Annotated in this window: 23 protein-coding genes; 14 read left to right on the top strand and 9 right to left on the bottom strand. The window is 58.0% G+C overall.

All coding sequences use genetic code 11. The features are described 5' to 3' along the window. Positions 1 to 34: 34 nt before the first annotated feature. Positions 35 to 1,624, bottom strand: coding sequence for an ABC transporter substrate-binding protein (locus AUC60_RS16450; protein WP_087269591.1), 1,590 nt, complete (start codon positions 1,622 to 1,624; stop codon positions 35 to 37). 363 nt (positions 1,625 to 1,987) lie between these two features. Here AUC60_RS16450 and rpmB point away from each other — a divergent pair, with 363 nt between their 5' ends. Next, entirely contained in the window at positions 1,988 to 2,221 is a 234-nt protein-coding gene (gene rpmB, locus AUC60_RS16445; protein WP_007920377.1) for a 50S ribosomal protein L28, read from the top strand. An 11-nt stretch (positions 2,222 to 2,232) separates the two neighbouring features. Next, positions 2,233 to 2,388 (top strand): 50S ribosomal protein L33, encoded by a 156-nt coding sequence (gene rpmG, locus AUC60_RS16440; RefSeq protein WP_007894709.1) that lies wholly within the window; start codon positions 2,233 to 2,235, stop codon positions 2,386 to 2,388. Positions 2,389 to 2,452: 64 nt separating this feature from the next. Here rpmG and AUC60_RS16435 read toward each other — a convergent pair whose 3' ends face one another. Next, on the bottom strand, positions 2,453 to 2,815 hold the full coding sequence (locus tag AUC60_RS16435; RefSeq protein WP_087269588.1) for a cupin domain-containing protein: 363 nt from the start codon (positions 2,813 to 2,815) through the stop codon (positions 2,453 to 2,455). Between the two features lie 261 nt (positions 2,816 to 3,076). On the opposite strand from AUC60_RS16435, the gene AUC60_RS16430 reads away from it, so the two are divergent. Next, positions 3,077 to 4,570 (top strand): aldehyde dehydrogenase, encoded by a 1,494-nt coding sequence (locus AUC60_RS16430; protein ID WP_087269585.1) that lies wholly within the window; start codon positions 3,077 to 3,079, stop codon positions 4,568 to 4,570. A 180-nt stretch (positions 4,571 to 4,750) separates the two neighbouring features. Further along, positions 4,751 to 5,899, top strand: coding sequence for an MFS transporter (locus AUC60_RS16425; protein WP_087269582.1), 1,149 nt, complete (start codon positions 4,751 to 4,753; stop codon positions 5,897 to 5,899). Here the strand turns inward: AUC60_RS16425 and AUC60_RS16420 are convergent. Together AUC60_RS16420 and AUC60_RS16415 are read right to left on the bottom strand one after the other, a co-directional pair. Further along, positions 5,896 to 7,482, bottom strand: coding sequence for a phospholipase D family protein (locus tag AUC60_RS16420; protein WP_193441869.1), 1,587 nt, complete (start codon positions 7,480 to 7,482; stop codon positions 5,896 to 5,898). The two genes, AUC60_RS16425 and AUC60_RS16420, sit on opposite strands and share 4 nt — an antisense overlap. 55 nt (positions 7,483 to 7,537) lie before the next feature. Then, complete coding sequence (locus AUC60_RS16415; RefSeq protein ID WP_087269576.1) at positions 7,538 to 8,971, bottom strand: aminotransferase-like domain-containing protein; 1,434 nt, start codon at positions 8,969 to 8,971, stop codon at positions 7,538 to 7,540. Positions 8,972 to 9,145: 174 nt separating this feature from the next. Between AUC60_RS16415 and AUC60_RS16410 the strand changes: the two genes are divergently transcribed. Then, entirely contained in the window at positions 9,146 to 9,379 is a 234-nt protein-coding gene (locus AUC60_RS16410) for a DUF1127 domain-containing protein (RefSeq protein WP_087269573.1), read from the top strand. Positions 9,380 to 9,514: 135 nt separating this feature from the next. On the opposite strand, the gene AUC60_RS16405 is transcribed toward AUC60_RS16410, so the two are convergent. Next, positions 9,515 to 10,828 carry an NAD(P)/FAD-dependent oxidoreductase gene (locus tag AUC60_RS16405; RefSeq protein ID WP_087269570.1) on the bottom strand — a complete coding sequence of 438 codons (1,314 nt, stop codon included), beginning with the start codon at positions 10,826 to 10,828 and terminating at the stop codon, positions 9,515 to 9,517. 143 nt (positions 10,829 to 10,971) lie between these two features. Here AUC60_RS16405 and AUC60_RS16400 point away from each other — a divergent pair, with 143 nt between their 5' ends. Further along, entirely contained in the window at positions 10,972 to 11,325 is a 354-nt protein-coding gene (locus AUC60_RS16400; RefSeq protein ID WP_027901534.1) for a YkgJ family cysteine cluster protein, read from the top strand. A 175-nt stretch (positions 11,326 to 11,500) separates the two neighbouring features. Here the strand turns inward: AUC60_RS16400 and AUC60_RS16395 are convergent, their stop codons facing one another. Further along, a complete protein-coding gene (locus AUC60_RS16395; protein WP_027901535.1) occupies positions 11,501 to 11,989 on the bottom strand; it encodes an Lrp/AsnC ligand binding domain-containing protein in 489 nt (162 codons plus the stop codon). Between the two features lie 158 nt (positions 11,990 to 12,147). On the opposite strand from AUC60_RS16395, the gene dadA reads away from it, so the two are divergent. The 5 genes from dadA to AUC60_RS16370 all read left to right on the top strand — a co-directional run bounded on the left by dadA (position 12,148) and on the right by AUC60_RS16370 (position 16,380). Further along, positions 12,148 to 13,449 (top strand): D-amino acid dehydrogenase, encoded by a 1,302-nt coding sequence (gene dadA / locus AUC60_RS16390; protein ID WP_087269567.1) that lies wholly within the window; start codon positions 12,148 to 12,150, stop codon positions 13,447 to 13,449. Next, positions 13,421 to 13,774 carry a RidA family protein gene (locus AUC60_RS16385; RefSeq protein ID WP_087269564.1) on the top strand — a complete coding sequence of 118 codons (354 nt, stop codon included), beginning with the start codon at positions 13,421 to 13,423 and terminating at the stop codon, positions 13,772 to 13,774. The genes dadA and AUC60_RS16385 overlap by 29 nt, the downstream gene beginning before the upstream one ends. Positions 13,775 to 13,898: 124 nt before the next feature. Further along, the gene (gene alr, locus AUC60_RS16380; protein WP_087269561.1) at positions 13,899 to 14,969 is read left to right on the top strand and encodes an alanine racemase; all 1,071 of its coding nucleotides are present in this window, start codon (positions 13,899 to 13,901) and stop codon (positions 14,967 to 14,969) included. 266 nt (positions 14,970 to 15,235) lie between these two features. Further along, a complete protein-coding gene (locus AUC60_RS16375) occupies positions 15,236 to 15,784 on the top strand; it encodes a cupin domain-containing protein (protein ID WP_087269558.1) in 549 nt (182 codons plus the stop codon). A 173-nt stretch (positions 15,785 to 15,957) separates the two neighbouring features. Beyond that, a complete protein-coding gene (locus AUC60_RS16370) occupies positions 15,958 to 16,380 on the top strand; it encodes a c-type cytochrome (protein WP_087269555.1) in 423 nt (140 codons plus the stop codon). A 127-nt stretch (positions 16,381 to 16,507) separates the two neighbouring features. On the opposite strand, the gene AUC60_RS16365 is transcribed toward AUC60_RS16370, so the two are convergent. Further along, on the bottom strand, positions 16,508 to 17,572 hold the full coding sequence (locus tag AUC60_RS16365) for an aminopeptidase (RefSeq protein ID WP_087269552.1): 1,065 nt from the start codon (positions 17,570 to 17,572) through the stop codon (positions 16,508 to 16,510). Positions 17,573 to 17,663: 91 nt separating this feature from the next. Between AUC60_RS16365 and AUC60_RS16360 the strand changes: the two genes are divergently transcribed. Beyond that, positions 17,664 to 18,077, top strand: a complete 414-nt coding sequence (locus AUC60_RS16360) for a PA0061/PA0062 family lipoprotein (RefSeq protein ID WP_087269549.1) — start codon at positions 17,664 to 17,666, stop codon at positions 18,075 to 18,077. Between the two features lie 3 nt (positions 18,078 to 18,080). Here AUC60_RS16360 and AUC60_RS16355 read toward each other — a convergent pair whose 3' ends face one another. After that, on the bottom strand, positions 18,081 to 18,314 hold the full coding sequence (locus tag AUC60_RS16355; RefSeq protein ID WP_087269546.1) for a DUF1161 domain-containing protein: 234 nt from the start codon (positions 18,312 to 18,314) through the stop codon (positions 18,081 to 18,083). A gap of 171 nt (positions 18,315 to 18,485) precedes the next feature. Here AUC60_RS16355 and AUC60_RS16350 point away from each other — a divergent pair, with 171 nt between their 5' ends. After that, positions 18,486 to 19,145, top strand: a complete 660-nt coding sequence (locus AUC60_RS16350) for a hypothetical protein (protein WP_193441868.1) — start codon at positions 18,486 to 18,488, stop codon at positions 19,143 to 19,145. Between the two features lie 120 nt (positions 19,146 to 19,265). Here AUC60_RS16350 and AUC60_RS16345 read toward each other — a convergent pair whose 3' ends face one another. After that, positions 19,266 to 19,697: an OsmC family protein gene (locus AUC60_RS16345; RefSeq protein WP_087269543.1), complete on the bottom strand. Its 432-nt coding sequence runs from the start codon at positions 19,695 to 19,697 to the stop codon at positions 19,266 to 19,268. Between the two features lie 246 nt (positions 19,698 to 19,943). Here AUC60_RS16345 and AUC60_RS16340 point away from each other — a divergent pair, with 246 nt between their 5' ends. Continuing rightward, a complete protein-coding gene (locus tag AUC60_RS16340) occupies positions 19,944 to 20,945 on the top strand; it encodes an LLM class flavin-dependent oxidoreductase (RefSeq protein WP_087269540.1) in 1,002 nt (333 codons plus the stop codon). Positions 20,946 to 20,953 lie beyond the last annotated feature (8 nt).

Genomic DNA, 20,953 nt, shown 5'->3' with positions numbered 1-20,953 from the left:
GGGGGCGTATTCCATTTCAAATCACGTGTTGCGGTTATTTAACCTGCACCTTGAAGAAGTCCTGGCGACCAAACGGGCTGACCTGATAACCGCTGACATCTTTGCGGGTGAGGACGGCTGCGGTTGGGTGTGCCAGTGGCAACCAGAGTGCCTGTTGCTGGATCTGCTGCTGGGCCTGGTGATACAGCTTGCTGCGCGCAGCCTGATCACTGGTGGTTTTGCCGTCGCTAATCAGCTTGTCCAGCGTGGCGTCACAGTAGCGGGCGAAGTTGGTACCGGACTTCACGGCCGCGCAGGAGAACTGCGGGGTCAGGAAGTTATCCGGGTCGCCGTTGTCGCCAGCCCACCCCATGAACAACAGGTCATGCTCGCCAGCCTTGGCGCGACGGATCAACTCACCCCACTCGATGACTTTGATTTCAGCGGTGATGCCGACTTTAGCCAGGTCCGCTTGCAGCAACTGCGCGCCCAGGTTCGGATTCGGGTTGAGCAGGCTACCGGTCGGGCGCGTCCAGATAGTGGTTTTGAAACCATCCTTCACGCCGGCCTTGGCCAGCAGCGCTTTGGCTTTGGCGATGTCCTGCTTGTAACCGGGCAGATCTTTCGCGTAGCTCCAAGTGTTTGGGGGGTAGGGGCCGTTGGCAGCTTCGGCGGTGCCTTCGAATACCGCTTTCAGGTAGCTATCCTTGTCGAACGCCAGATTGACCGCTTGCCGCACTTCAGCTTTGTCGAACGGAGGGTGCTGACTGTTGATCGCCAGAAACGCAGTCATGAATGCTTCGGTTTTTTCCACTTTCAGGTTCGGGTCTTTAGCGGCTTCCTGGATATCCAGCGGCTTCGGTGAAAGGGTGATCTGGCACTCGTCGCGACGAATGCGCTGCAAACGCACGTTGGCGTCCGGGGTGATGGCGTAGATCAGTTTGTCGACGCCCGGCTTGCCCGCGAAGTAATCCGCGTTGGCTTCGTAACGCACCACGGCGTCTTTCTGGAAACGTTCGAACACGAACGGCCCGGTACCAATCGGCTGGCTGTTGAGCTTCTCCGGAGTGCCCGCTTTAAGCAGTTGCGCGGTGTACTCGGCCGAGTAGATCGAGGTAAAACCCATGCTCAGCGTCGCCAGGAACGTCGAGTCCGGGTGGTCCAGGGTAAAGCGCACAGTCAGCGGATCCGGTGCATCGATCTTCTTGATCAGCGCAGGCAACTGCATCGATTGAGCATGAGGGAAGCCGCTCTGAGCGACCTTGTGCCACGGATTCTGCGGGTCAAGCATGCGCTGGAAGCTGAACACCACGTCATCCGCATTCAACTCGCGGCTCGGCGTGAAATAGTCGGTGTGGTGAAACTTCACGCCCTTGCGCAGCTTGAAGTCGTAGGTCAGGCCGTCAGGCGACACTGTCCAGCTTTGCGCCAGGCTTGGCACCAGCTTGCCGCTCTGCGCGTCGAAATCCACCAGCCGGTTCATCAGCACATCGGCGGAGGCATTAGTGGTGGTCAGCGAGTTGTACTGCACCACGTCAAAGCCTTCAGGGCTGGCTTCAGTGCAGACGCTCAAGGCCGTCGCGGCACTGGCCATTACCGGGAACAACAGGGGAGCTAACAAAAACGGTATCGCAGCAAGACGCATGGCTATATTCCTGTCAGAAAGGGCCCCATCTGCTGGCGCAGTCTGGTAAGGGAGTTACCCTAGACCATGCTTGGACGCAGAACAATGGTTACGACCCGACCGGCGGTAGATTTGCCAGCACCCCCGCAACGGCCTGACCATTGGGCTGAACGCGTTGCCTGATGTTGGGGTAAAGTGCTTTGCCTGTTGTGACACCAAACCCTTTCTGGTATAAAGCAGCGCTCTTTTCTAGGGGCCCGGTTCCTTCACTGTAGGTGTAGCCGGTAAGACCCTTAAAGAAACGCGGCGCCTGGCGCCAAATGACTGAGAGATTAAGCGGCCAACCCATGCCGGGTTGGGCATGAGGTTTTAGAGGGCTGAGGCATGTCGAGAGTCTGTCAAGTTACCGGTAAGGGTCCGGTGACTGGGAATAACATTTCCCACGCAAACAACAAAACCCGTCGTCGTTTCCTGCCAAACCTGCAGCATCATCGCTTTTGGGTTGAAGAAGAGAAACGTTTTGTTCGTCTGCGCGTATCTGCTAAAGGCATGCGTATCATCGACAAGCGTGGCATCACTGTTGTGCTCGCTGAACTCCGTCGCGACGGCAAAATTTAAGGGAGAAGATCATGCGTGAATTGATCCGATTGATTTCTAGTGCTGGTACCGGTCACTTCTACACGACCGACAAGAACAAGCGCACCACTCCGGACAAAATCGAAATCAAAAAATTCGATCCGGTTGTTCGCAAGCACGTGATCTACAAAGAAGGCAAAATCAAGTAATTGATTTTTCTTCTTTACGAAAAAGCCCGCAGCGATGCGGGCTTTTTTGTGTCTGATGGAAAAGTCAGGCTTTCGCTTCAAACACCACATAGATTTTGCGGCAGTGCTCCAGCACTTCCCATGTGCCTTTGAAGCCTGCCGGAATCACAAAGCGATCTCCCGCACGCAGGGTTTTCGACCCGCCCGCGTCGTCGCGCAACACCGAAACGCCCTGCACGATTTCGCAGTATTCATGCTCGGTGTAATTGACCGACCACTGACCGACTTCGCCTTCCCAGACACCCGCGTTCATTTGTCCGCAGGGGCTGTTGTAGTGGTTGTAGATTGTCTGTTCAGGGTCGCCCTTGAAGATTTTTTCCGGCGCAGGACGATAGCGTTCAGCTTCGGTGCCGGCTTCGCTGAAATCCACGATGCTGTCGATAGTCATTTCTTACCCTCGCGGTAGATGCGTTGCAGGTTTGACGAAGTGCACGGCCAATAGTGCCAAAGGCCCGCGTCTGGATGTTGCATAAATCGAACAAGATGGCGGGATTCAGGCCCGTTATGTCAAAGATATTGGAAATCGCCAGATCACTGGTTTAGGGTGGTGAGTGCCGTTGCCTGGTAGCGGTAGGTTGCAGATTGTTTATTTTTTGCACAAATCTACCCTCCACGCACACCCTAATCGATACAAGCGGAGGACATACGCATGACCACCCTGACCCACGCTGACTGGGAGAAACGCGCCAAGGACCTGAAGATCGAAGGCCGCGCGTTTATCAATGGCGAGTACTCCGACGCCGCTTCCGGTGAGACATTCGAATGCATCAGCCCGGTCGATGGCCGTCTGCTGGCCAAAGTCGCCAGCTGTGACGCCGCGGACGCTCAACGCGCCGTTGAAAGCGCTCGCAAGACATTCAATTCCGGTGTCTGGTCGCGAATGGCGCCGGCCAAGCGCAAGGCCGCCATGTTGCGCTTTGCCGCACTGATCAATAAAAACGTCGAAGAGTTGGCCCTGCTGGAAACCCTGGACATGGGCAAGCCGATCAGCGACTCGTACAGCATCGATATCCCTGGCGCTGCGAACGCGTTGAGCTGGAGTGGCGAGGCCATCGACAAGCTCTATGACGAGGTGGCTGCAACGCCTCATGACCAACTCGGCCTGGTGACTCGTGAGCCTGTAGGCGTTGTCGCCGCCATCGTGCCATGGAACTTCCCGCTGTTGATGGCGAGCTGGAAACTCGGCCCGGCGCTGTCCAGCGGTAACTCCGTCATCCTCAAGCCTTCGGAAAAATCTCCGCTGACCGCCATTCGTGTTGCCCAACTGGCGATCGAAGCGGGCATTCCGGCTGGCGTGCTCAACGTGCTGCCAGGATATGGTCACACCGTGGGCAAGGCGCTGGCCCTGCACATGGATGTCGACACGGCGGTGTTCACCGGCTCGACGAAAATCGCCAAGCAGTTGCTGGTGTACTCCGGCGAATCGAACATGAAACGCATCTGGCTGGAAGCGGGCGGCAAAAGCCCGAACATCGTCTTTGCCGATGCGCCTGACTTGCAGGCTGCTGCTGCATCCGCTGCCAGCGCTATCGCGTTCAACCAGGGCGAGGTCTGCACCGCAGGTTCGCGCTTGTTGGTTGAGCGCTCGATCAAGGACAAATTCCTGCCCATGGTCATTGAAGCGCTGAAGAGCTGGAAGCCGGGCAACCCGCTGGACCCGGCCACGACGGTTGGCGCACTGGTGGATACTCAGCAGATGAACACTGTGCTGTCTTACATCGAAGCGGGCCACTCCGATGGCGCCAAACTGGTGGTGGGTGGCAAGCGCATTCTGCAGGAGACCGGGGGCACCTACGTCGAGCCGACGATTTTCGACGGCGTGACCAATGCCATGAAGATCGCTCAGGAAGAGATTTTCGGCCCGGTTCTGTCGGTATTGACGTTTGATACCGCAGAAGAGGCCATCCAGATCGCCAACGACACGCCTTACGGCCTCGCTGCTGCCGTCTGGACCGCAAACCTGTCCAAGGCCCACCTGACTGCCAAAGCGTTGCGCGCCGGTAGCGTATGGGTCAATCAGTACGATGGCGGCGACATGACTGCGCCATTCGGTGGCTTCAAGCAATCGGGCAACGGCCGCGACAAGTCGCTGCATGCGTTCGACAAGTACACCGAACTGAAATCGACGTGGATTAAGTTGTAACCGCTACACGCGCCGCCCTGTAGGAGCTGCCGAAGGCTGCGAAACGGTTAGCCTGACACACCGTTGTTCGCAGCCTTCGGCAGCTCCTACAGGGAGTGGTGATTTGCTTCAAAACAGCCGGGCTTCCCTTGGATAGCCCGGCTGTTTCGTCTTGGCCTTTTGATCCACAGGAGCGTGGTGATGCGTTGGGGTACTTATTTCGCGGTGCTGGCGTCGGTACTTTCCGTCGGGCTGGCATTGGGCGTCAGCATGCCGCTGGTGTCTTTGCGACTGGAAAGCTGGGGTTACGGCTCGTTCGCAATTGGCGTAATGGCTGCGATGCCCGCTATTGGTGTGCTGCTCGGTGCGAGCCTGGCCAGCGGCCTTGCGGCACGCTTCGGCACCGCCGCGCTGATGCGCCGCTGCCTGTGGGCTGGCGCGCTTTCCGTAGGGCTGTTGGCGCTGCTGCCGTATTACTCGGTGTGGCTGGTGCTGCGCCTGATGCTGGGCGTGATCCTGACCATCGTGTTCATCCTCGGCGAAAGCTGGATCAACCAACTCGTCATCGAAAAATGGCGCGGCCGTCTGGTGGCGCTGTACGGCAGCACGTACGCCTTGTGCCAACTGGCCGGACCGTTGCTGCTTGGCGCATTGGGCACCGAGCACGACACAGGTTTCTGGGTCGGCGTGGCGCTGCTGATTATTTCGCCGTTTTTGTTGCTGGGCAGAAGCGGGGCCCCAAGCACCGATGCATGCCGCGTGACCTTCATCGACCTGTTCGCTTTTTGTCGCTCCATGCCCGCAATTGCCTGGGCAGTCGCCCTGTTCGCTGCATTCGAAGCGCTAATCCTGACCTTGCTGCCGATCTATTGCCTGCGCCAGGGCTTCACCCCGGAAATCGCCTTGGCGATGATCAGCACCGTAGTCGTGGGCGACGCGCTTCTGCAATTACCGATTGGCGCACTGGCCGACAAGGTTTCGCGGCGCACGCTATTTTCAAGCTGCGCGGTGGCCTTGATGGTTTCAAGTCTGCTGGTGCCGCTGCTGGTAAATACCGTGCTGATCTGGCCGCTGTGGGTGCTGTTCGGGGCCAGCGCAGGCGGTTTGTTCACCCTGTCGCTGATTCTCATCGGCGAACGCTTTCGCGATGACGCACTGGTTCGCGCCAATGCGCATGTGGCGCAGCTATGGGGAATCGGTTGTTTGCTGGGGCCATTGGCCGCCGGGGCCGGCAGCCAATGGGTCAGCGGTCAGGCGCTGCCGCTGTTGATGGCAGCGGGAGCGTTTGGTCTGGTGATCCTGTCATTGCGACGCGGAGCGTTCGGGGTTCAACCGGCAGCGACGGCCTAGAGCATTTTCTCCAGGCCAACGACCCGACTGAACCATGCATTCAAGCGACGCCAGGTATCGCCGGGCTCTTTGTACAGGGTGTGCATTTTGCCGTCGTCTTCGGTGACCCACACCACTTTGCCGTCTTCCAGCTTCGCTTCATAACTCACAGTGGGCTGCATGCCTTGCAACGCCAGATCGCGCAGCGCTTCGGTCAGTTCAGGGCTGTCCACCAGTACACCGACTTCGGTGTTCCACAGCACCGAGCGCGGGTCGAAGTTGAAGGAGCCCACGAACACTTTACGGCGATCAAACGTCATCGCCTTACTGTGCAGGCTAGAGTCCGAACCACCGCCAAACGTGCCGCCTTTGCTGAACAGATGAGGCCCGCTGCCGCCGCTGTCACTGCCGGGATCGCCCGGCTGGCGGCGCATTTCGAACAGTTTCACACCGTGCTCCAGTAACGCCTTGCGATAAGGCGCATAACCGCCGTGCACCGCTGGCACGTCAGTGGCCTCTAGCGAGTTGGTCAGCAAACTGACCGAAACCCCGGCATCGGCACGCCCGGTCAGATACAGCAAACCTTCTTCACCGGGAACGAAGTAGGCAGAAACCAGTATCAACTCCTTGTTGGCGTTGAGCAGCTCAGGCGCCAGTTGCGTGGTCAGGAGCAGATGCGGGTCAGGCTCGCCACGCGCCAGCACTTTGGTGGGTGCATCCCACAGGGCCTGGTTGTGCGCCCAGATCAACTCGTTGAACCAGATTTTAAGGCGCGGATTTTTCTGATAAGCCATCAGGCGGTCATACAGCGCCTTGTGTTTATGCTGCGACTCGACAAGCGATGCCTCCAGACGTTTGCGCGCCTTGGCCAGATCGCGAGTCGTCGGCAGGAAATACATAAACTCGGCAATGGGCTTGCTCAGGGTGCTGTTCCAGTACTGATCAAAACTGTGCCCAAGCTGCTCGGCTACCGGACCGACGCTGAGCATGTCGATGTCGGTGAAATTCAGGTTTTCTTCGGCGTCGAAGTATTCATCACCCAAATTGCGCCCACCCACGATGGCCGCGCTGCTGTCCGCCAGCCACAGCTTGTTGTGCATGCGCCGATGCTGCCGCGACAGATTCATCAATCGTCCCACGCTGCGGGTTACGCCGGTCTCGCGCCCTAGGCTCTGGGGGTTGAACAATCGAATCTGAATGTTGGGATGCGCTGCCAGGGTAGCAATGGAGTGATCCAGTCCGTCACTGGTGGTGTCGTCCAGCAGGATGCGCACGCGAACACCGCGATCTGCCGCCTTGAGCAACTCATCAATCAAGGCGCGGGTGCTCAATCCGTCGTGGACAATGTAGTACTGCAAATCCAGGCTGGTACGAGAATTGCGGATCAGTTCGGCACGCGCCATAAAGGCTTCGGTGCTGTTGGACAGTAAGCGAAAGCCAGAGCGCCCTTCATGGGGCTGAGCCATCGCCTGAACCGAACGGCCAAACGCCGAATCCGTTGGCGGCAGTGCCTGACTGGGCTCGTTGGGAATGTGAACGTGCGAACAGCCGCTGACCCACAACGCGACGAACAGAAAAAAGGGCAAGGCCCATGTCTTTTTCAAAATGATCATCCGGAAATTACAGCTCGGCGATAGGACCGCAAAAACCCCGGAAAAGTTACGAAACAGGAGGCGATTGCTCTGCAATCAGCTGAGAAATGGTTTCACCGACCGTGCGCACCGCGTTCTCGACCTCTGGCGACGGCTTGGCAGCGAAGTTCATCCGCAGGCAATTGCGATATTTGCCGGAGGCAGAAAAAATACTGCCCACTGCAATCTGTACGCCCTTGGTCAACAGCGCACGATTCAGACGCAATGTATCGAAGTCCTCGGCCAGCTCGACCCACAGCATGAAGCCACCTTGCGGACGACTGACCCGCGTACCCGCCGGAAAGTAACGCATCACCCAGTCGATCATCTGTTCGCGACCGCGCTGATACTGACTACGCATACGCCGCAGATGCGGCTCGTAATGACCGCCCTCGAGAAATTCGGCAATCGCCAGTTGCGGCTGGGGCGCTGTTGAACCCGTGCCGATGTACTTCATGTGCAGCACGCGCTCTAGGTAGCGGCCCGGCGCCACCCAACCGATGCGCAAGCCTGGCGCAAGTGTCTTGGAGAACGAGCTGCACAGCAGGACCCGACCGTCTTCGTCGAAGGATTTGATCGTGCGCGGCCGCGGATAACTGAACGCCAGATCGCCATAGACATCGTCTTCGATGATCGCCACATCAAAGCGCTGAGCCAGTGTCAGCAAGGCGCGCTTGCGGTTTTCCGGCATGACGTAACCCAGCGGATTGTTGCAGTTGGGCGTCAGCTGTATGACCTTGATCGGCCATTGCTCCAGCGCCAGCTCCAATGCTTCAAGGCTAATACCGGTCACGGGATCGGTCGGGATTTCCAAGGCTTTCATGCCCAGGCCTTTCAGTGTCTGCATCGCGCCGAAAAAGCTTGGCGAGTCCACGGCGACGATATCCCCCGGATCACAGATGGCTCTGACGCTGGCCGAAAGCGCCTCGTGGCAACCGGTGGTGATCAGCAAATCGTTGGCGGTCAGGTTACAACCCGAATCCAGCAGCAGCCGAGCGACTTGCTCGCGAAGTGTCTGGTTGCCCTGGATGCTGTCGTAATACAGACCGGGCATTTGCTCATCACGACTGATCCGCCCAAGGGCGCGCATCAGCGGTCGTAGCGTGGGGCTACTGACGTCGGGCATGCCACGCCCCAGTTGCACTAGGTTCGGCAAAGCCTTGACCCGCATCAGGTCCAGCACCTGATCCCACTGGGAGATATCCACTGGACGCTGCGCAGGACGGCCAATGACCGGCAGCGCCGGAACAGCGCGGCTGACCGGCACAAAATACCCGGACTTGGGTTTGGGCAGGGCAAGGCCGCTGTCTTCCAGCACGCGATACGCCTGCTGCACCGTACTCAGACTGACGCCATGTTCAACGCTCAACGCCCGTACCGAAGGCAGCCTGTCGCCAGGCCGATAGAATCCGTTTTCGATACGCGTACCGAGCAATTCGGCGAGGTTGACGTAGAGCGTCATGAGCATACTCTCGGTTTTTTAAGTGAGTCAGCCATACAGATTGGAGAAAAATACAGCATTCAGCGCCGTTATGAAAACATCTGTATGCAGATAAATAGATTTGTTTGAATCTGTAATGGTTTGTCGTAGCGATTCATCATGTACCCACACCACAACGTAACGAGGGTTGGGAACATGAACGGGTTGAGTGATGTGCGGTTGGCGCTTTACAGCCAGGAACTGAGCAACGGGCGAGCAGTTGTCACCAAGACAGCCAACGCACCGAAGCTGGGCCGCTGGGCGCTATATCGCCATCGCTGGACATCACGCCGGACGCTGCTGACCTTGACTGAAGACCAATTGCGCGATGTAGGCCTTAGTTCTGGTCAGGCGCTGCGGGAAGGGTTGAAGCCGTTTTGGCGGGAGTGATTACCGGGCCCGGCATAATCCTGTGGGAGCCGGGCTTGCCCGCGATAAGGCTGGACGCGATCTAAAGTGAACCGCGTCCAGCCTGATTCGCGGGCAAGCCCGGCTCCCACAGGTCTACGCGGCCAGACACAAGCCTCAACGCAACTCCTTGAACCGGTGCCAAAGCATCCCCAGCGCCAGCAGTGGCGAGCGCAGGTGCTTGCCGCCGGGGAAGGTGATGTGCGGGACTTTGGCGAACAGCTCGAAGCCATTGCTGTGTTGCCCGGCAATGGCTTCCCCGAGCAGTTTGCCAGCCAGATGCGTCGCGTTAAGGCCGTGTCCGGAATAGGCCTGGGCGTAGAAGACATTGGGCTGGTCCTTCAAGCGACCGATCTGCGGCAAGCGGTTGGCGCCGATGCCAATCATGCCGCCCCACTGATAATCGATCTTCACGCTCGCCAACTGCGGAAAAACCTTGAGCATCTTGGGCTGCATATAGGCCGCGATGTCCTGAGGGTCACGACCCGAGTAGTGACAGGCCCCACCAAACAATAAACGTCGATCCGCCGAGAGCCGGAAGTAGTCCACCGTCACGCGTTGATCACACACGGCCATGTTTTGTGGCAGCAACTGCTTTGCCAGTTCTTCGCGCAACGGCTCGGTCGCGATGATGTAGCTGCCTGCGGGTAGAACCTTGCCACTGAGCTGCGGGTTGAGATCATTCAGGTAAGCGTTGCAGCCCAGCACCAGCGTACTGGCCAAAACAGTGCCCTGAGCGGTATGCACTTTGACCTGCGGGCCATATTCAATGCGGCTCACCGCCGAGTGCTCGAACACTTGCACGCCCAAAGACTGCGCCACAGCGGCTTCGCCCAAGGCAAGGTTTAGCGGGTGCAAATGCCCCGATCCCATGTCGATAAGCCCGCCCACATAGCGATCGGAACCGACTACGCTGCGCATCTCGCTGGCCTGCAATAGCTGTAGCGGATGGCGATAACCCAGATCGCGCAACTCATCAGCATCCTCAGAAAGCCCGGTGAGATCCCGAGGCTTGTTGGCCAGGTCGCAATAACCCCAGGTCAGATCGCAATCGATGCCATAGCGCTCAATGCGCTGGCGCACGATCTCGACCGCCTCAATGCCCATCAGCTTCAACTGCCGAACGCCTTCGGCGCCGACGACGCCCGTGAACTGCTCAAGACCGTGACCAACGCCGCGAATCAACTGCCCGCCATTACGCCCGCTGGCTCCCCAGCCAATTTTTCGCGCTTCCAGCAACACCACGCTCAAGCCACGCTCGGCCAGTTCAATCGCGGTATTCAGGCCGGAAAATCCACCGCCCACCACACAGACGTCCGCCTGAATCTGACCTTGCAGCGACGGATAATCCGGCTGGGGATGGCTGCTGGCGGCGTAATAAGAGGCGGTGTGCTGGTCGTAGGCGGTCGATAGTTGAACGCGGGCGTTCATGGCGTAATCCCGTTGGTGTTATTTGAAAACATCTCCGAGGATAAGCCGCTGGTTTAGCGACGGGCAAGGCACGATCCAGACGGTGCTGTCTTGAACAGCCGGACTGAGGCAAAATCACGCCCATTCATAGCGGGTAAGTTTCAATGAGCTGCAACAGTCAGAAAATTCGTGCGTTACGCCAGCAGATCCCTTCTTTCGAATGCGTCCCTGGCTGTCACGACTGCTGTGGTCCTGTGACGACCTCGCCAGAGGAAATGTCCCGGCTGCCGCGCAAGACGGCGGCCGAGCAGGATGCGGCCATGGACGAACTCAACTGTGTGCACCTTGGCCCCAATGGCTGCACGGTCTATGACGAGCGCCCGCTGATCTGCCGCCTGTTCGGCACCACGCCGACCCTGCCATGCCCCAATGGACGCAGGCCGGTGGAGATGATTCATCCGCGGGTTGAAAAGCAGATTCATGAATACATGGCGTCGACGCGGCAGGTGTTGGTTTAGACGCTGGACGAGACTCAACTGTACTGATGGCGTGGGACCGGCTTTAGCCGGGAAAGCAGTATTACAGACTCCCTATATTTGTTGAATGTACTGGCCTCTTCCCGGCTAAAGCCGGTCCCACGTCAGATTGCGGGCAAACATAGAATCTCCGACAAGAAATCCACAGATACCCGACTCAATCCGCAATCGGCAGATTCAGGCTCTCTTTCACCTCTTCCATCACGATATAGCTCTTGGACTCCCGCACGTGGGGCAGTTTGAGCAGGATGTCGCCCAGCAATTTGCGGTACGAGGCCATTTCCGAGATGCGCGCTTTGACCAGGTAATCGAAGTCGCCCGAGACCAGGTGGCACTCCAGCACGTGGGGCAGTTTCAGCACGGCGCGGCGGAACTCTTCGAAGGTGTCGCCAGACTTGTAATCCAGACTGATCTCGACGAACACCAATAGGCTAGCCTTGAGACTTTGCGGATTCAGGCGGGCGTTGTAACCCATGATGATGCCTTCGCGCTCCAGCCGACGGACCCGCTCTGTGCAGGGCGTTGTAGACAAACCGACGCGCTCGCCCAGCTCGGTGAAGGAGATTCGGCCATCGGCTTGAAGGATGCGCAGGATGTTGCGGTCGATCTTGTCCAGTTCACGTTTTGACTGGGTTTGGGTACGCATGGGTAAAACCCCCTCTACCAAAGGCTTCTTTGCCGGGAAATCCCGCCAAATATAGGCGCTTATACAGTGAAAAGCACTGCTCGGAGCTGCATATACTGCCCACATCCTTGCTTAAAACTTCAAAACGTCAGCGGATATCCGCGATGAGGTAAATCGACATGCGCGTTCTGGTCCTTGGTAGTGGTGTGATCGGCACGACCAGTGCCTATTATCTGGCACGGGCAGGCATGCAGGTTACGGTCGTGGATCGCCAGCCAGCGGTGGCCATGGAAACCAGCTTTGCTAACGCAGGCCAGGTTTCGCCGGGTTATGCATCGCCTTGGGCTGCGCCCGGTGTGCCGCTCAAAGCGATCAAGTGGCTGCTTCAGCGCCACGCGCCACTGGCGATCAAAGCCACTGCCGATATCGACCAGTACCTGTGGATGGCGCAAATGCTGCGCAACTGCACGGCCAACCGTTATGCGGTCAATAAAGAACGCATGGTTCGCCTGTCCGAATACAGCCGTGATTGTCTGGACGAATTGCGTGCTGAAACCGGTATCGCTTACGAAGGCCGCACACTGGGCACGACTCAGCTGTTCCGCACTCAGGAGCAACTGGACAACGCCGCCAAGGACATTGCCGTACTTGAGCAATCCGGCGTGCCATTCGAGCTTTTGAACCGCGACGATATTGCCCGGGTTGAACCGGCTTTGGCAGGCGTCACCAATATCCTCGCGGGTGCCCTGCGACTACCCAACGACCAAACTGGCGATTGCCAGATGTTTACCACTCGCCTGGCCGAGATGGCTGTGCAATTGGGCGTTGAGTTCCGTTACAACCAGTCCATCGAACGCATTGATTTCGCTGGCGACCGCATCAATGGTGTGTGGATCGACGGCAAGCTGGAAACGGCAGACCGTTACGTCCTGGCACTCGGCAGCTACTCGCCGCAGTTGCTCAAGCCACTGGGCATCAAGGCTCCGGTGTATCCGCTCAAAGGTTATTCGCTGACGGTGCCGATCACCGACCCGGCGATGGCCCCGACATCGACCATTCTCGATGAGACATTCAAGGTGGCGATTACCCGTTTTGATAACCGTATCCGGGTCGGCGGCATGGCCGAGATTGCCGGTTTTGACCTGTCGCTGAACCCGCGTCGACGGGAAACACTGGAGATGATCGTCAACGATCTTTATCCTCGCGGCGGTGACTTGAGCCAGGCCAGTTTCTGGACCGGCTTGCGTCCGACCACGCCGGACGGCACGCCGATTGTCGGTGCCACGCCGTACCGTAACCTGTTCCTCAATACCGGCCACGGTACATTGGGCTGGACCATGGCCTGCGGTTCGGGTCGTTTGCTGGCGGACCTGATTGCTCGCCAGAAACCTCAGATCAGCGCCGAAGGCCTTGATATTTCTCGTTACGGCAGCACCAGGGAGATCGCAAAAAATGTCCATCCAGCGCCAGCTCACCAATGAGCGCATGAGCCAGATCGTCGTCCATAACGGCACTGTGTACCTTGCAGGCCAGGTCGGTGACGACATGGCCGCCGGGATCGAGCAACAAACCCGCGAGACCCTTCACAGCATTGAGCGCTTGCTGGAATTGGCCGGTACCGACAAAAGCCGCATCCTGTCAGTGACCATTTACCTGAAAGACATCGACGCCCACTTTGCCGGAATGAACAGCGTCTGGGACAAATGGCTGCCGAAAGGCGTCGCGCCCGCGCGTGCAACTGTCGAAGCAAAGCTATGCGAACCGGAAATACTGGTTGAGCTGTCGGTTGTGGCAGCGCTTCCTTAACAACGTATCCCCTGTAGGAGCTGCCGAAGGCTGCGAACACTCTTGACGTCACCTCAGCGACCAAGACCCTTCGCAGCCTTCGGCAGCTCCTACAGTTCTATTCCTTTGCCGTCAGAATCCCAACATGCGTCCAGCTCGCGCGATTATCGATCTTCAAGCCCTGCGTCATAACTACCGCCTCGCCCGGGAAACCACCGGCGCGAAAGCACTGGCGGTGATCAAGGCCGACGCCTACGGACATGGCGCTGTGCAAGTCGCCCAGGCACTTGAGTCCGAGGCCAATGGTTTCGCCGTGGCCTGCATTGAAGAGGCGCTGGAGTTACGCGCTGCCGGTATCCGTGCACCGGTTCTGCTGCTGGAAGGCTTCTTCGAAGCCGATGAACTGGACCTGATCGTCGAGCACGATTTCTGGTGCGTGGTGCATTCGCTATGGCAGCTGGAAGCCATTGAACAGGCCCGTCTGCACAAACCATTGACTGTCTGGCTCAAGCTCGATTCAGGCATGCATCGCGTTGGCTTGCATCCCCAGGATTTTCAAGCGGCTTATCAACGCCTTCAATCCAGCGGCAAAGTGGCGAAAATCATCCTCATGAGCCACTTCGCCCGCGCCGACGAACTGGACTGCCCGTCCAGCGCCGAGCAAGTCGCGGTATTCGAAGCCGCCCGCCAGGGCATCAGCGCCGAAATCAGCCTGCGCAATTCCCCTGCAGTCATGGGCTGGCCGGATGTTCCCAGTGATTGGGTACGACCGGGCATCATGCTCTACGGCGCCACGCCATTCGATCGGCCGCAAGCGGTGGCTGATCAGCTGAAACCGGTGATGACGCTGGAATCAAAAGTGATCTGCGTACGCGAATTGCCTGCGGGCGAGCCGGTAGGTTACGGCGCGACATTCATCACCGAACGCGCCAGCCGCGTTGGCGTGGTGGCCATGGGTTATGCCGATGGTTATCCTCGCGAAGCGCCTACAGGCACGCCAGTCCTGATCGACGGTCAGCCGAGTCAACTGCTGGGCCGAGTGTCGATGGACATGCTGTGCGTCGACCTCAGCCATCTGCCAGCCGCAGGCTTGGGCAGCCGGGTCGAGCTCTGGGGCAAGAACGTCCTGGCCAGCGACGTGGCGACTCGCGCAGGCACCATTCCGTATCGCATCTTTTGCAATCTGCGCCGGGTGCCAAGGGTTTATCAGAACTAGGATAATTCTCTGAATCGAGCTTCTTTTTCGGTAGGAGCTCGCGAGCACCGCGAGGCAGCGAAAGCGGGCTGCCTGAAACTCCGCCATCGCAGCCCCGCGGTGCTCGTGCACGCCTACAGAGGTAATGTTGCCGCGTAACACCGCACCGCTTGCCAGCCAGATCCCTTGATATTCCGTAACCAGTCCAAGTGTTGTAAATACTGAACGCTATTGCCATGATGGCGCTCAACTCGACCTTGCCTGATCTATCTAGGAGGACTGCCGCATTGGACGTCGGTGAACGACTGCAATCCATTCGTAAACTCAAGGGCCTGTCCCAGCGCGAACTTGCCAAACGAGCAGGCGTGACCAACAGCACCATTTCCATGATCGAGAAAAACAGCGTCAGCCCATCGATCAGTTCACTCCGGAAAGTGCTCGGCGGGATTCCCATGTCCATGGTGGAGTTCTTCTCAGAAGAACTTGAGCAGCAGAACCCGACCCAAGTGGTTTACAAGGCCAGCGAGCTGATTGATATCTCCGACGGTGCGGTGACCATGAAGCTGGTGGGCAAAGCTCACCCGAGCCGTGCGATTGCATTCCTCAACGAAATTTATCCGCCCGGTGCAGATACCGGTGACGAAATGCTGGTTCACGAGGGAGAAGAGACGGGCATTCTGGTCGAGGGCCGACTGGAGCTTGTGGTCGGTCTCGATACCTACATACTTGAAGAGGGCGACAGCTACTACTTCGAGAGCAGCAAACCCCATCGCTTTCGCAACCCGTTTGACGTCCCGGCGCGACTAATCAGCGCAGCCACCCCGGCCAATTTCTAAGCCAACGGCCCGGAAAACACGGGCCGCAGCAAGCACATCCCCCGAACGTCGAGCGTCGAATAATAACCTTTCTGATTGCAGGGTTGTTTCGGACTCTCAGGCGAGGAGCTATACTTTCGCCGCCTGCTAAACCGTGGCAGGCGAGCGTGAATAGTCACCATGAGGGTGTGAGCGTGAACCTGACTAATAAGATTCTGGCCGTTGCTGCCGCATTGGCTTTTTGGGCGCTCAACGCTCAGGCAGCAACCAATGACGAGATCGCCAAACGGCTCGAGCCGGTCGGCCAGGTCTGTATTCAGGGCAAGGAATGCGCAGGTATGGAAGTCGTCGCCTCCACCGGCGGTGGTGCGGCCAAAAGCCCTGACGACATCATTGCCGAACACTGTAACGCCTGCCACGGCGTGGGTTTGCTGAATGCGCCGAAGATCGGTGATACCGCCGCCTGGAAAGAACGCGCCGATCACCAGGGCGGCCTTGATGGCCTGCTGGCCAAGGCAATCACCGGCCTCAACGCCATGCCTGCCAAAGGCACCTGCGGCGATTGCACCGATGACGAGCTCAAGGGTGCAATTCAGAAGATGTCGGGGTTGAAATAAAAGACGCACCTATCATTTTCTGAGCTCACGAGCAATGCGAGGCAGCGATGGCGGTATGTCTGACACGCCGCTATCGCTGGCCTCGTAACCTCGGTGAGCTCCTACAGGCTCAATGCTGCCAAATACCTCATTGGGATCCACCCGCCAGCCGCTGCAACTCAGCCCTGCGCTGCGCGATCGGCAATGCGCCCAAGCGCTCAACCTGCGCATAAAACGCCTGCCAGTCGCCGTTCACGTTTTTGAACAGCACTTCAAATGCTGGCACCCACTGATCGTAAAGCCCAAAGGGCAGCAACCGGGCATTGTTCATCGGTGCGTTGATCCAGGCGTCGTAACGCTTATCCCCTGACCATTGCTGATCGCGCAGCACGCGATAGTCGCTGCGTAGCCTTTCGAACTCCGCCGCCTTGCGCTCGCGCATCTGCTCAACATTCAAAGGTTGGCGGTACAGCTGTTTCAAACGCTCCCGGGTCGCCAGCACCAGCCGGGTCAGTTCGTCCCGCTGTTGGGTCTGCGTTTTACGCTGCGGATCAAGGCCACGTGCGGCGCGCCATTGTCGGGTTCCTTCCTGCTCGACAAAGCTTGCGTAGGACTCATTGAACTCAGTGTCATCTTTCACATAAAAACGCTGATGCGCCAACTCATGGAAGATCAGCGTCGCAAGGCGCTCATCATCCCAATTCATCATTGAACTCAGAATCGGATCGTTGAACCAGCCCAGGGTGGAATAAGCCTCGACGCCGCTTACGTATACGTCTTTGCCTTGCAGACGCTGTAACGCCGCCGCGCCCCTCGCGCCTCCTACGGTGTAGTAGCCGCGATAAGCGACACAACCGGCGATGGGGAAGCAATGGGTGATCGGTTCAAGGGAGAACTCATCCGTCGCGAACACATTCCAGACCACGTACGGCCGACCAAGATCGGCATACAGTCGATAGCTCTTATTGTCGGGAAGGTGCAGGCGGGTGCTGGCAAAGTCACGTGCTAGCTGGGACAGAGCCAGACGCTGGCGAAGTTTCGGGTCGCGGCTCTGATCAGCGATCACGTCTTCAACCGGCTCACGAGCCCGCAACAACTGAAACTGGCCGCTCACCAACTGGTCGTAATAGGTAATGCTCGAGCAGCCGTTCAATAGCAAGACAGCCATCAATGGCCAACTGCGCCAAAGGCGTAAAACGTTGAGACTCGGCATGGACAGCCTTTAAAGTTGCATACATGGCGCGTTATGCCGGACAGCACCGGCCTTTCGCAACTACTATCGAGATTCCTGAGCCGAGCCGACCATGCGCCTTTTACTGATGCTCTTAGCCCTGACCACTCTGGCTGGCTGCGCAGGCCCCATGCCAGCCGTTGATCCTGCTCAAGCCTGGGTCGATATGCGCACTATGACCGGCAAGCTGGTCATGGCTGACAAAGTAGACGGCAAGACCACCTACGACGGGCGCTACTTCCAGATATCACCGGGCAGCCACCGGCTTCAGGTACGCTATGACTATGAGATCCACTACGGTGGTTTTACGGCCATGGGTGATGAATACACCGAGCTGACGTGCTACGTCGAACTGCACTATGCGAACTTCAAGGCAGGGCAGCGCTACATGATCGAAGTCCGCTCGCTGACCAACGATGTGACCGCCGAACTGCTGGATGCCCAGCGTAAAGTTCTGGCCGAGCAGGACCACGTTACCTGTATCTGACGATCAGCGGTCGTTCTTCTGGTAAATGATTTCTCGCGTGCCATTGGCACAGGTACCGACCACCATGTTCTGGTCGTGGGAATCGCCCTTGGCGACGATTTCCAGTGTGTAGGAGCTGACATTGTTGGCCTGAATCTTGGCTTCGATTTCGGCTTTCAACTCTTCACAGTCTTTGGGCGCGGCCAGGGCGCTGGTGGTCAGCGAGAGACCCAATACGGCTAATGCAAAACGGTTCATGCTCAACTCCTCGATACCCCGAGAGCAGCACGCGCCAGAATGATTCCCGCGCCTGCGCCGCTCCTTTTCATAGACATTGTCCGGTCCCAGCAAGTTCGGCGTTCGTCAGTCGAGCCGAACTTCTTTATGAGTGACTCATCACATCCTGACGATTAACTGACTGAGCGATGTATGAACGCACCTTTCATCCAATGGGTTATCCAGTACAAGGACGCCCTGACGGTCCTGATCAGCATCGGTACGCTGATTGTCTGGGTGCTCTACGCACAACTGCTGTTGAACAATTATCGCCGCCAGCGTCGACCGCGGATCATCATCAACCGGGGCGCGGGTAAAGGCATCGGCTCGCTGTGCCTGATCAGTAACATGAGCGCCGAGCCCATCTTCATCAATCAGATCGTTCTGGTGCTCAACACCAATCAGGGCGAACTGTGCTGCGACGTCACCGATATACGCGAAGAAAGCAAAGGCGAAATCGAACAGGATCTGATCCTGCACAACGCCACCCGTCAGGGGCCACTGGGCACTGGCGACTTCACGCACATTGGCTCTTTCGCCTCTCTCATTCAGCGCCTGGCCCTGCTTCATTCGATTCCCATGCAAGGTCACAAACCGGCGCAAGACTGGGTGTTTTCCAGCCTGGAAGTGCGCGTGATCGCCTTCTACGGCTCTGATAAACATGCGATTGGAGCAAGTCGGGCGTTCACCCTGGGGACTGCAGAGGAGGGCGGCTGCCAACTTATTGCTCAAGCGCGAGAAAGCCGCCAGTACAACTCAGCGTGGCATCGTCGCAAGGTACGTCGGCATTGGATGCTGGATGTGGAAGGTTAAACAAACTGACCTTGGCCTGACGCTGCAGGAGCGACGGAAGGCCACGATAACGATCGTCCTGAGACACCGCTATCGCAGCCTTCGGCAGCTCCTACAGGTCAATCATCTATCCTGTACTGATCAGCTAAGCAGCGTAGCGTCCAGGGTGATCTTGGCGTTCAAGACTTTCGATACCGGGCAGCCTTCTTTGGCTGCAGTGGTCAGTTTGTCGAACTGCTCTTGGGTCGCGCCCGGCACCTTGGCCTTCAGCGTCAGGTGCACGGCCGTGATCGCGAAGCCGCCATCAACCTGGTCCAGGGTGACGTCTGCAGTCGTGTCGATGCTTTCAGCGGTGAGGTTTTCGCCGCCCAGAATCATCGACAGCGCCATGGAGAAGCAGCCCGCGTGTGCTGCGCCAATCAATTCTTCAGGGTTGGTGCCTTTGCCGCCTTCGAAGCGAGCCTTGAAGCCATACGGCGCTTCGCGCAATACGCCGGTTTCAGTGGAGATGCTGCCGATGCCAGTCTTAAGGTCGCCTTCCCAGTGGGCCGATGCTTTTTTGACGATGCTCATGGTGTCTCCTCATGGATGAGTGCGGTTTCGCACAGGGTTAAGGGTTCTGAGGATAGCTCGGTCTGGAAAGTTCAACAGTCGGAAGGATCCGAAAATAAAGTAGAATTTTTCTACTTTAGGGATTGAATCTCGAGCATATGCCCTTATCCTCTTTAACAACCGCGGGTTTCGGTCATCAGCGTTATTTCCATCAGACGGGTCATGCGCCAAGCCTGCAAAAACACTTTCGAGGATCGTTGACGACCTATGAAACGTTTATCTGATGTGAAAATTTCTACGCTCGATCTGGTGCCGGTACGCCACGACAAAGGCCCGGCTGAATCCCTGCGCAACTCCTTGAACCTGGCGCAACACGTCGAAAAGCTGGGCTACACCCGCTTTTGGGTGGCCGAACACCACAACATGGACGGCATTGCCAGTTCGGCGACTTCGGTGCTGCTCGGCTATCTGGCGGGCGGGACATCGACGATTCGCGTCGGTGCCGGCGGCATTATGCTGCCCAACCACGCGCCATTGGTGATTGCCGAACAGTTCGGCACCCTGGCAAGCCTGTATCCGGGCCGTATCGACCTGGGTCTGGGCCGTGCGCCGGGTTCCGATCAGATGACCGCCCGTGCATTGCGCCGGGAGCGCTCTGGCAGTGCTGACGACTTCCCTGAGGATGTGGCGGAGTTAACGGCCTATCTCGGCCCACGGACGCCTGATCAACGAGTCATCGCGGTTCCGGGTTCCGGCACCAATGTGCCGATCTGGTTGCTGGGCTCAAGCCTGTTCAGCGCGCAGTTGGCCGGACAGCGCGGTCTGCCTTACGCGTTCGCGTCGCATTTCGCGCCGCGCTACATGCATGAGGCCATCCGGGTCTATCGCAATCACTTCGAACCTTCAGCCGTACTCGACAAGCCCTACGTCATGCTCGGTGTGCCGTTGGTGGCGGCCGATACGGACGAGCACGCGGAGTATCTGGCGACATCCCTGTATCAGCGGATTCTTTCGCTGATGCGCGGCCAGACATTGATGCAGAAGCCGCCCGTGAAAAGCATGGAAGGGCTGTGGCTGCCTCATGAGCGTGAAGCGGTGAGCGACTTCCTCGGCCTCGCGATGATCGGCAGCAAGGAGAAAATCCGCGCTCGACTGGATGTGCTGCTGGAACAGACCGACGCTGATGAGCTGATCTTCACCTGCGACATGTATGAACATGCCGATCGGTTGCGCTCGTATGAAATTCTGGCTGAGGCTGCAAAAGGCTAAGGGCGACC

Origin of the sequence: Pseudomonas caspiana, assembly GCF_002158995.1 — a bacterium.
GTDB classification, from domain to species: domain Bacteria; phylum Pseudomonadota; class Gammaproteobacteria; order Pseudomonadales; family Pseudomonadaceae; genus Aquipseudomonas; species Aquipseudomonas caspiana.
The sequence above is the reverse complement of the archived record's forward strand: the minus strand, read 5'-3'. Positions and strand labels throughout refer to the sequence as shown.

Excerpts from the sequence above, each read along its gene's own strand:
- AUC60_RS16450 (WP_087269591.1), bottom strand. The coding sequence starts at position 1,624 with ATGCGTCTTGCTGCGATACCGTTTTTGTTAGCTCCCCTGTTGTTCCCG.
- rpmB (WP_007920377.1), top strand. The coding sequence starts at position 1,988 with ATGTCGAGAGTCTGTCAAGTTACCGGTAAGGGTCCGGTGACTGGGAAT.
- rpmG (WP_007894709.1), top strand. The coding sequence starts at position 2,233 with ATGCGTGAATTGATCCGATTGATTTCTAGTGCTGGTACCGGTCACTTC.
- AUC60_RS16435 (WP_087269588.1), bottom strand. The coding sequence starts at position 2,815 with ATGACTATCGACAGCATCGTGGATTTCAGCGAAGCCGGCACCGAAGCT.
- AUC60_RS16430 (WP_087269585.1), top strand. The coding sequence starts at position 3,077 with ATGACCACCCTGACCCACGCTGACTGGGAGAAACGCGCCAAGGACCTG.
- AUC60_RS16425 (WP_087269582.1), top strand. The coding sequence starts at position 4,751 with ATGCGTTGGGGTACTTATTTCGCGGTGCTGGCGTCGGTACTTTCCGTC.
- AUC60_RS16415 (WP_087269576.1), bottom strand. The coding sequence starts at position 8,971 with ATGACGCTCTACGTCAACCTCGCCGAATTGCTCGGTACGCGTATCGAA.
- AUC60_RS16410 (WP_087269573.1), top strand. The coding sequence starts at position 9,146 with ATGAACGGGTTGAGTGATGTGCGGTTGGCGCTTTACAGCCAGGAACTG.
- AUC60_RS16405 (WP_087269570.1), bottom strand. The coding sequence starts at position 10,828 with ATGAACGCCCGCGTTCAACTATCGACCGCCTACGACCAGCACACCGCC.
- AUC60_RS16400 (WP_027901534.1), top strand. The coding sequence starts at position 10,972 with ATGAGCTGCAACAGTCAGAAAATTCGTGCGTTACGCCAGCAGATCCCT.
- AUC60_RS16395 (WP_027901535.1), bottom strand. The coding sequence starts at position 11,989 with ATGCGTACCCAAACCCAGTCAAAACGTGAACTGGACAAGATCGACCGC.
- dadA (WP_087269567.1), top strand. The coding sequence starts at position 12,148 with ATGCGCGTTCTGGTCCTTGGTAGTGGTGTGATCGGCACGACCAGTGCC.
- AUC60_RS16385 (WP_087269564.1), top strand. The coding sequence starts at position 13,421 with ATGTCCATCCAGCGCCAGCTCACCAATGAGCGCATGAGCCAGATCGTC.
- alr (WP_087269561.1), top strand. The coding sequence starts at position 13,899 with ATGCGTCCAGCTCGCGCGATTATCGATCTTCAAGCCCTGCGTCATAAC.
- AUC60_RS16365 (WP_087269552.1), bottom strand. The coding sequence starts at position 17,572 with ATGCCGAGTCTCAACGTTTTACGCCTTTGGCGCAGTTGGCCATTGATG.
- AUC60_RS16360 (WP_087269549.1), top strand. The coding sequence starts at position 17,664 with ATGCGCCTTTTACTGATGCTCTTAGCCCTGACCACTCTGGCTGGCTGC.
- AUC60_RS16355 (WP_087269546.1), bottom strand. The coding sequence starts at position 18,314 with ATGAACCGTTTTGCATTAGCCGTATTGGGTCTCTCGCTGACCACCAGC.
- AUC60_RS16350 (WP_193441868.1), top strand. The coding sequence starts at position 18,486 with ATGAACGCACCTTTCATCCAATGGGTTATCCAGTACAAGGACGCCCTG.
- AUC60_RS16345 (WP_087269543.1), bottom strand. The coding sequence starts at position 19,697 with ATGAGCATCGTCAAAAAAGCATCGGCCCACTGGGAAGGCGACCTTAAG.
- AUC60_RS16340 (WP_087269540.1), top strand. The coding sequence starts at position 19,944 with ATGAAACGTTTATCTGATGTGAAAATTTCTACGCTCGATCTGGTGCCG.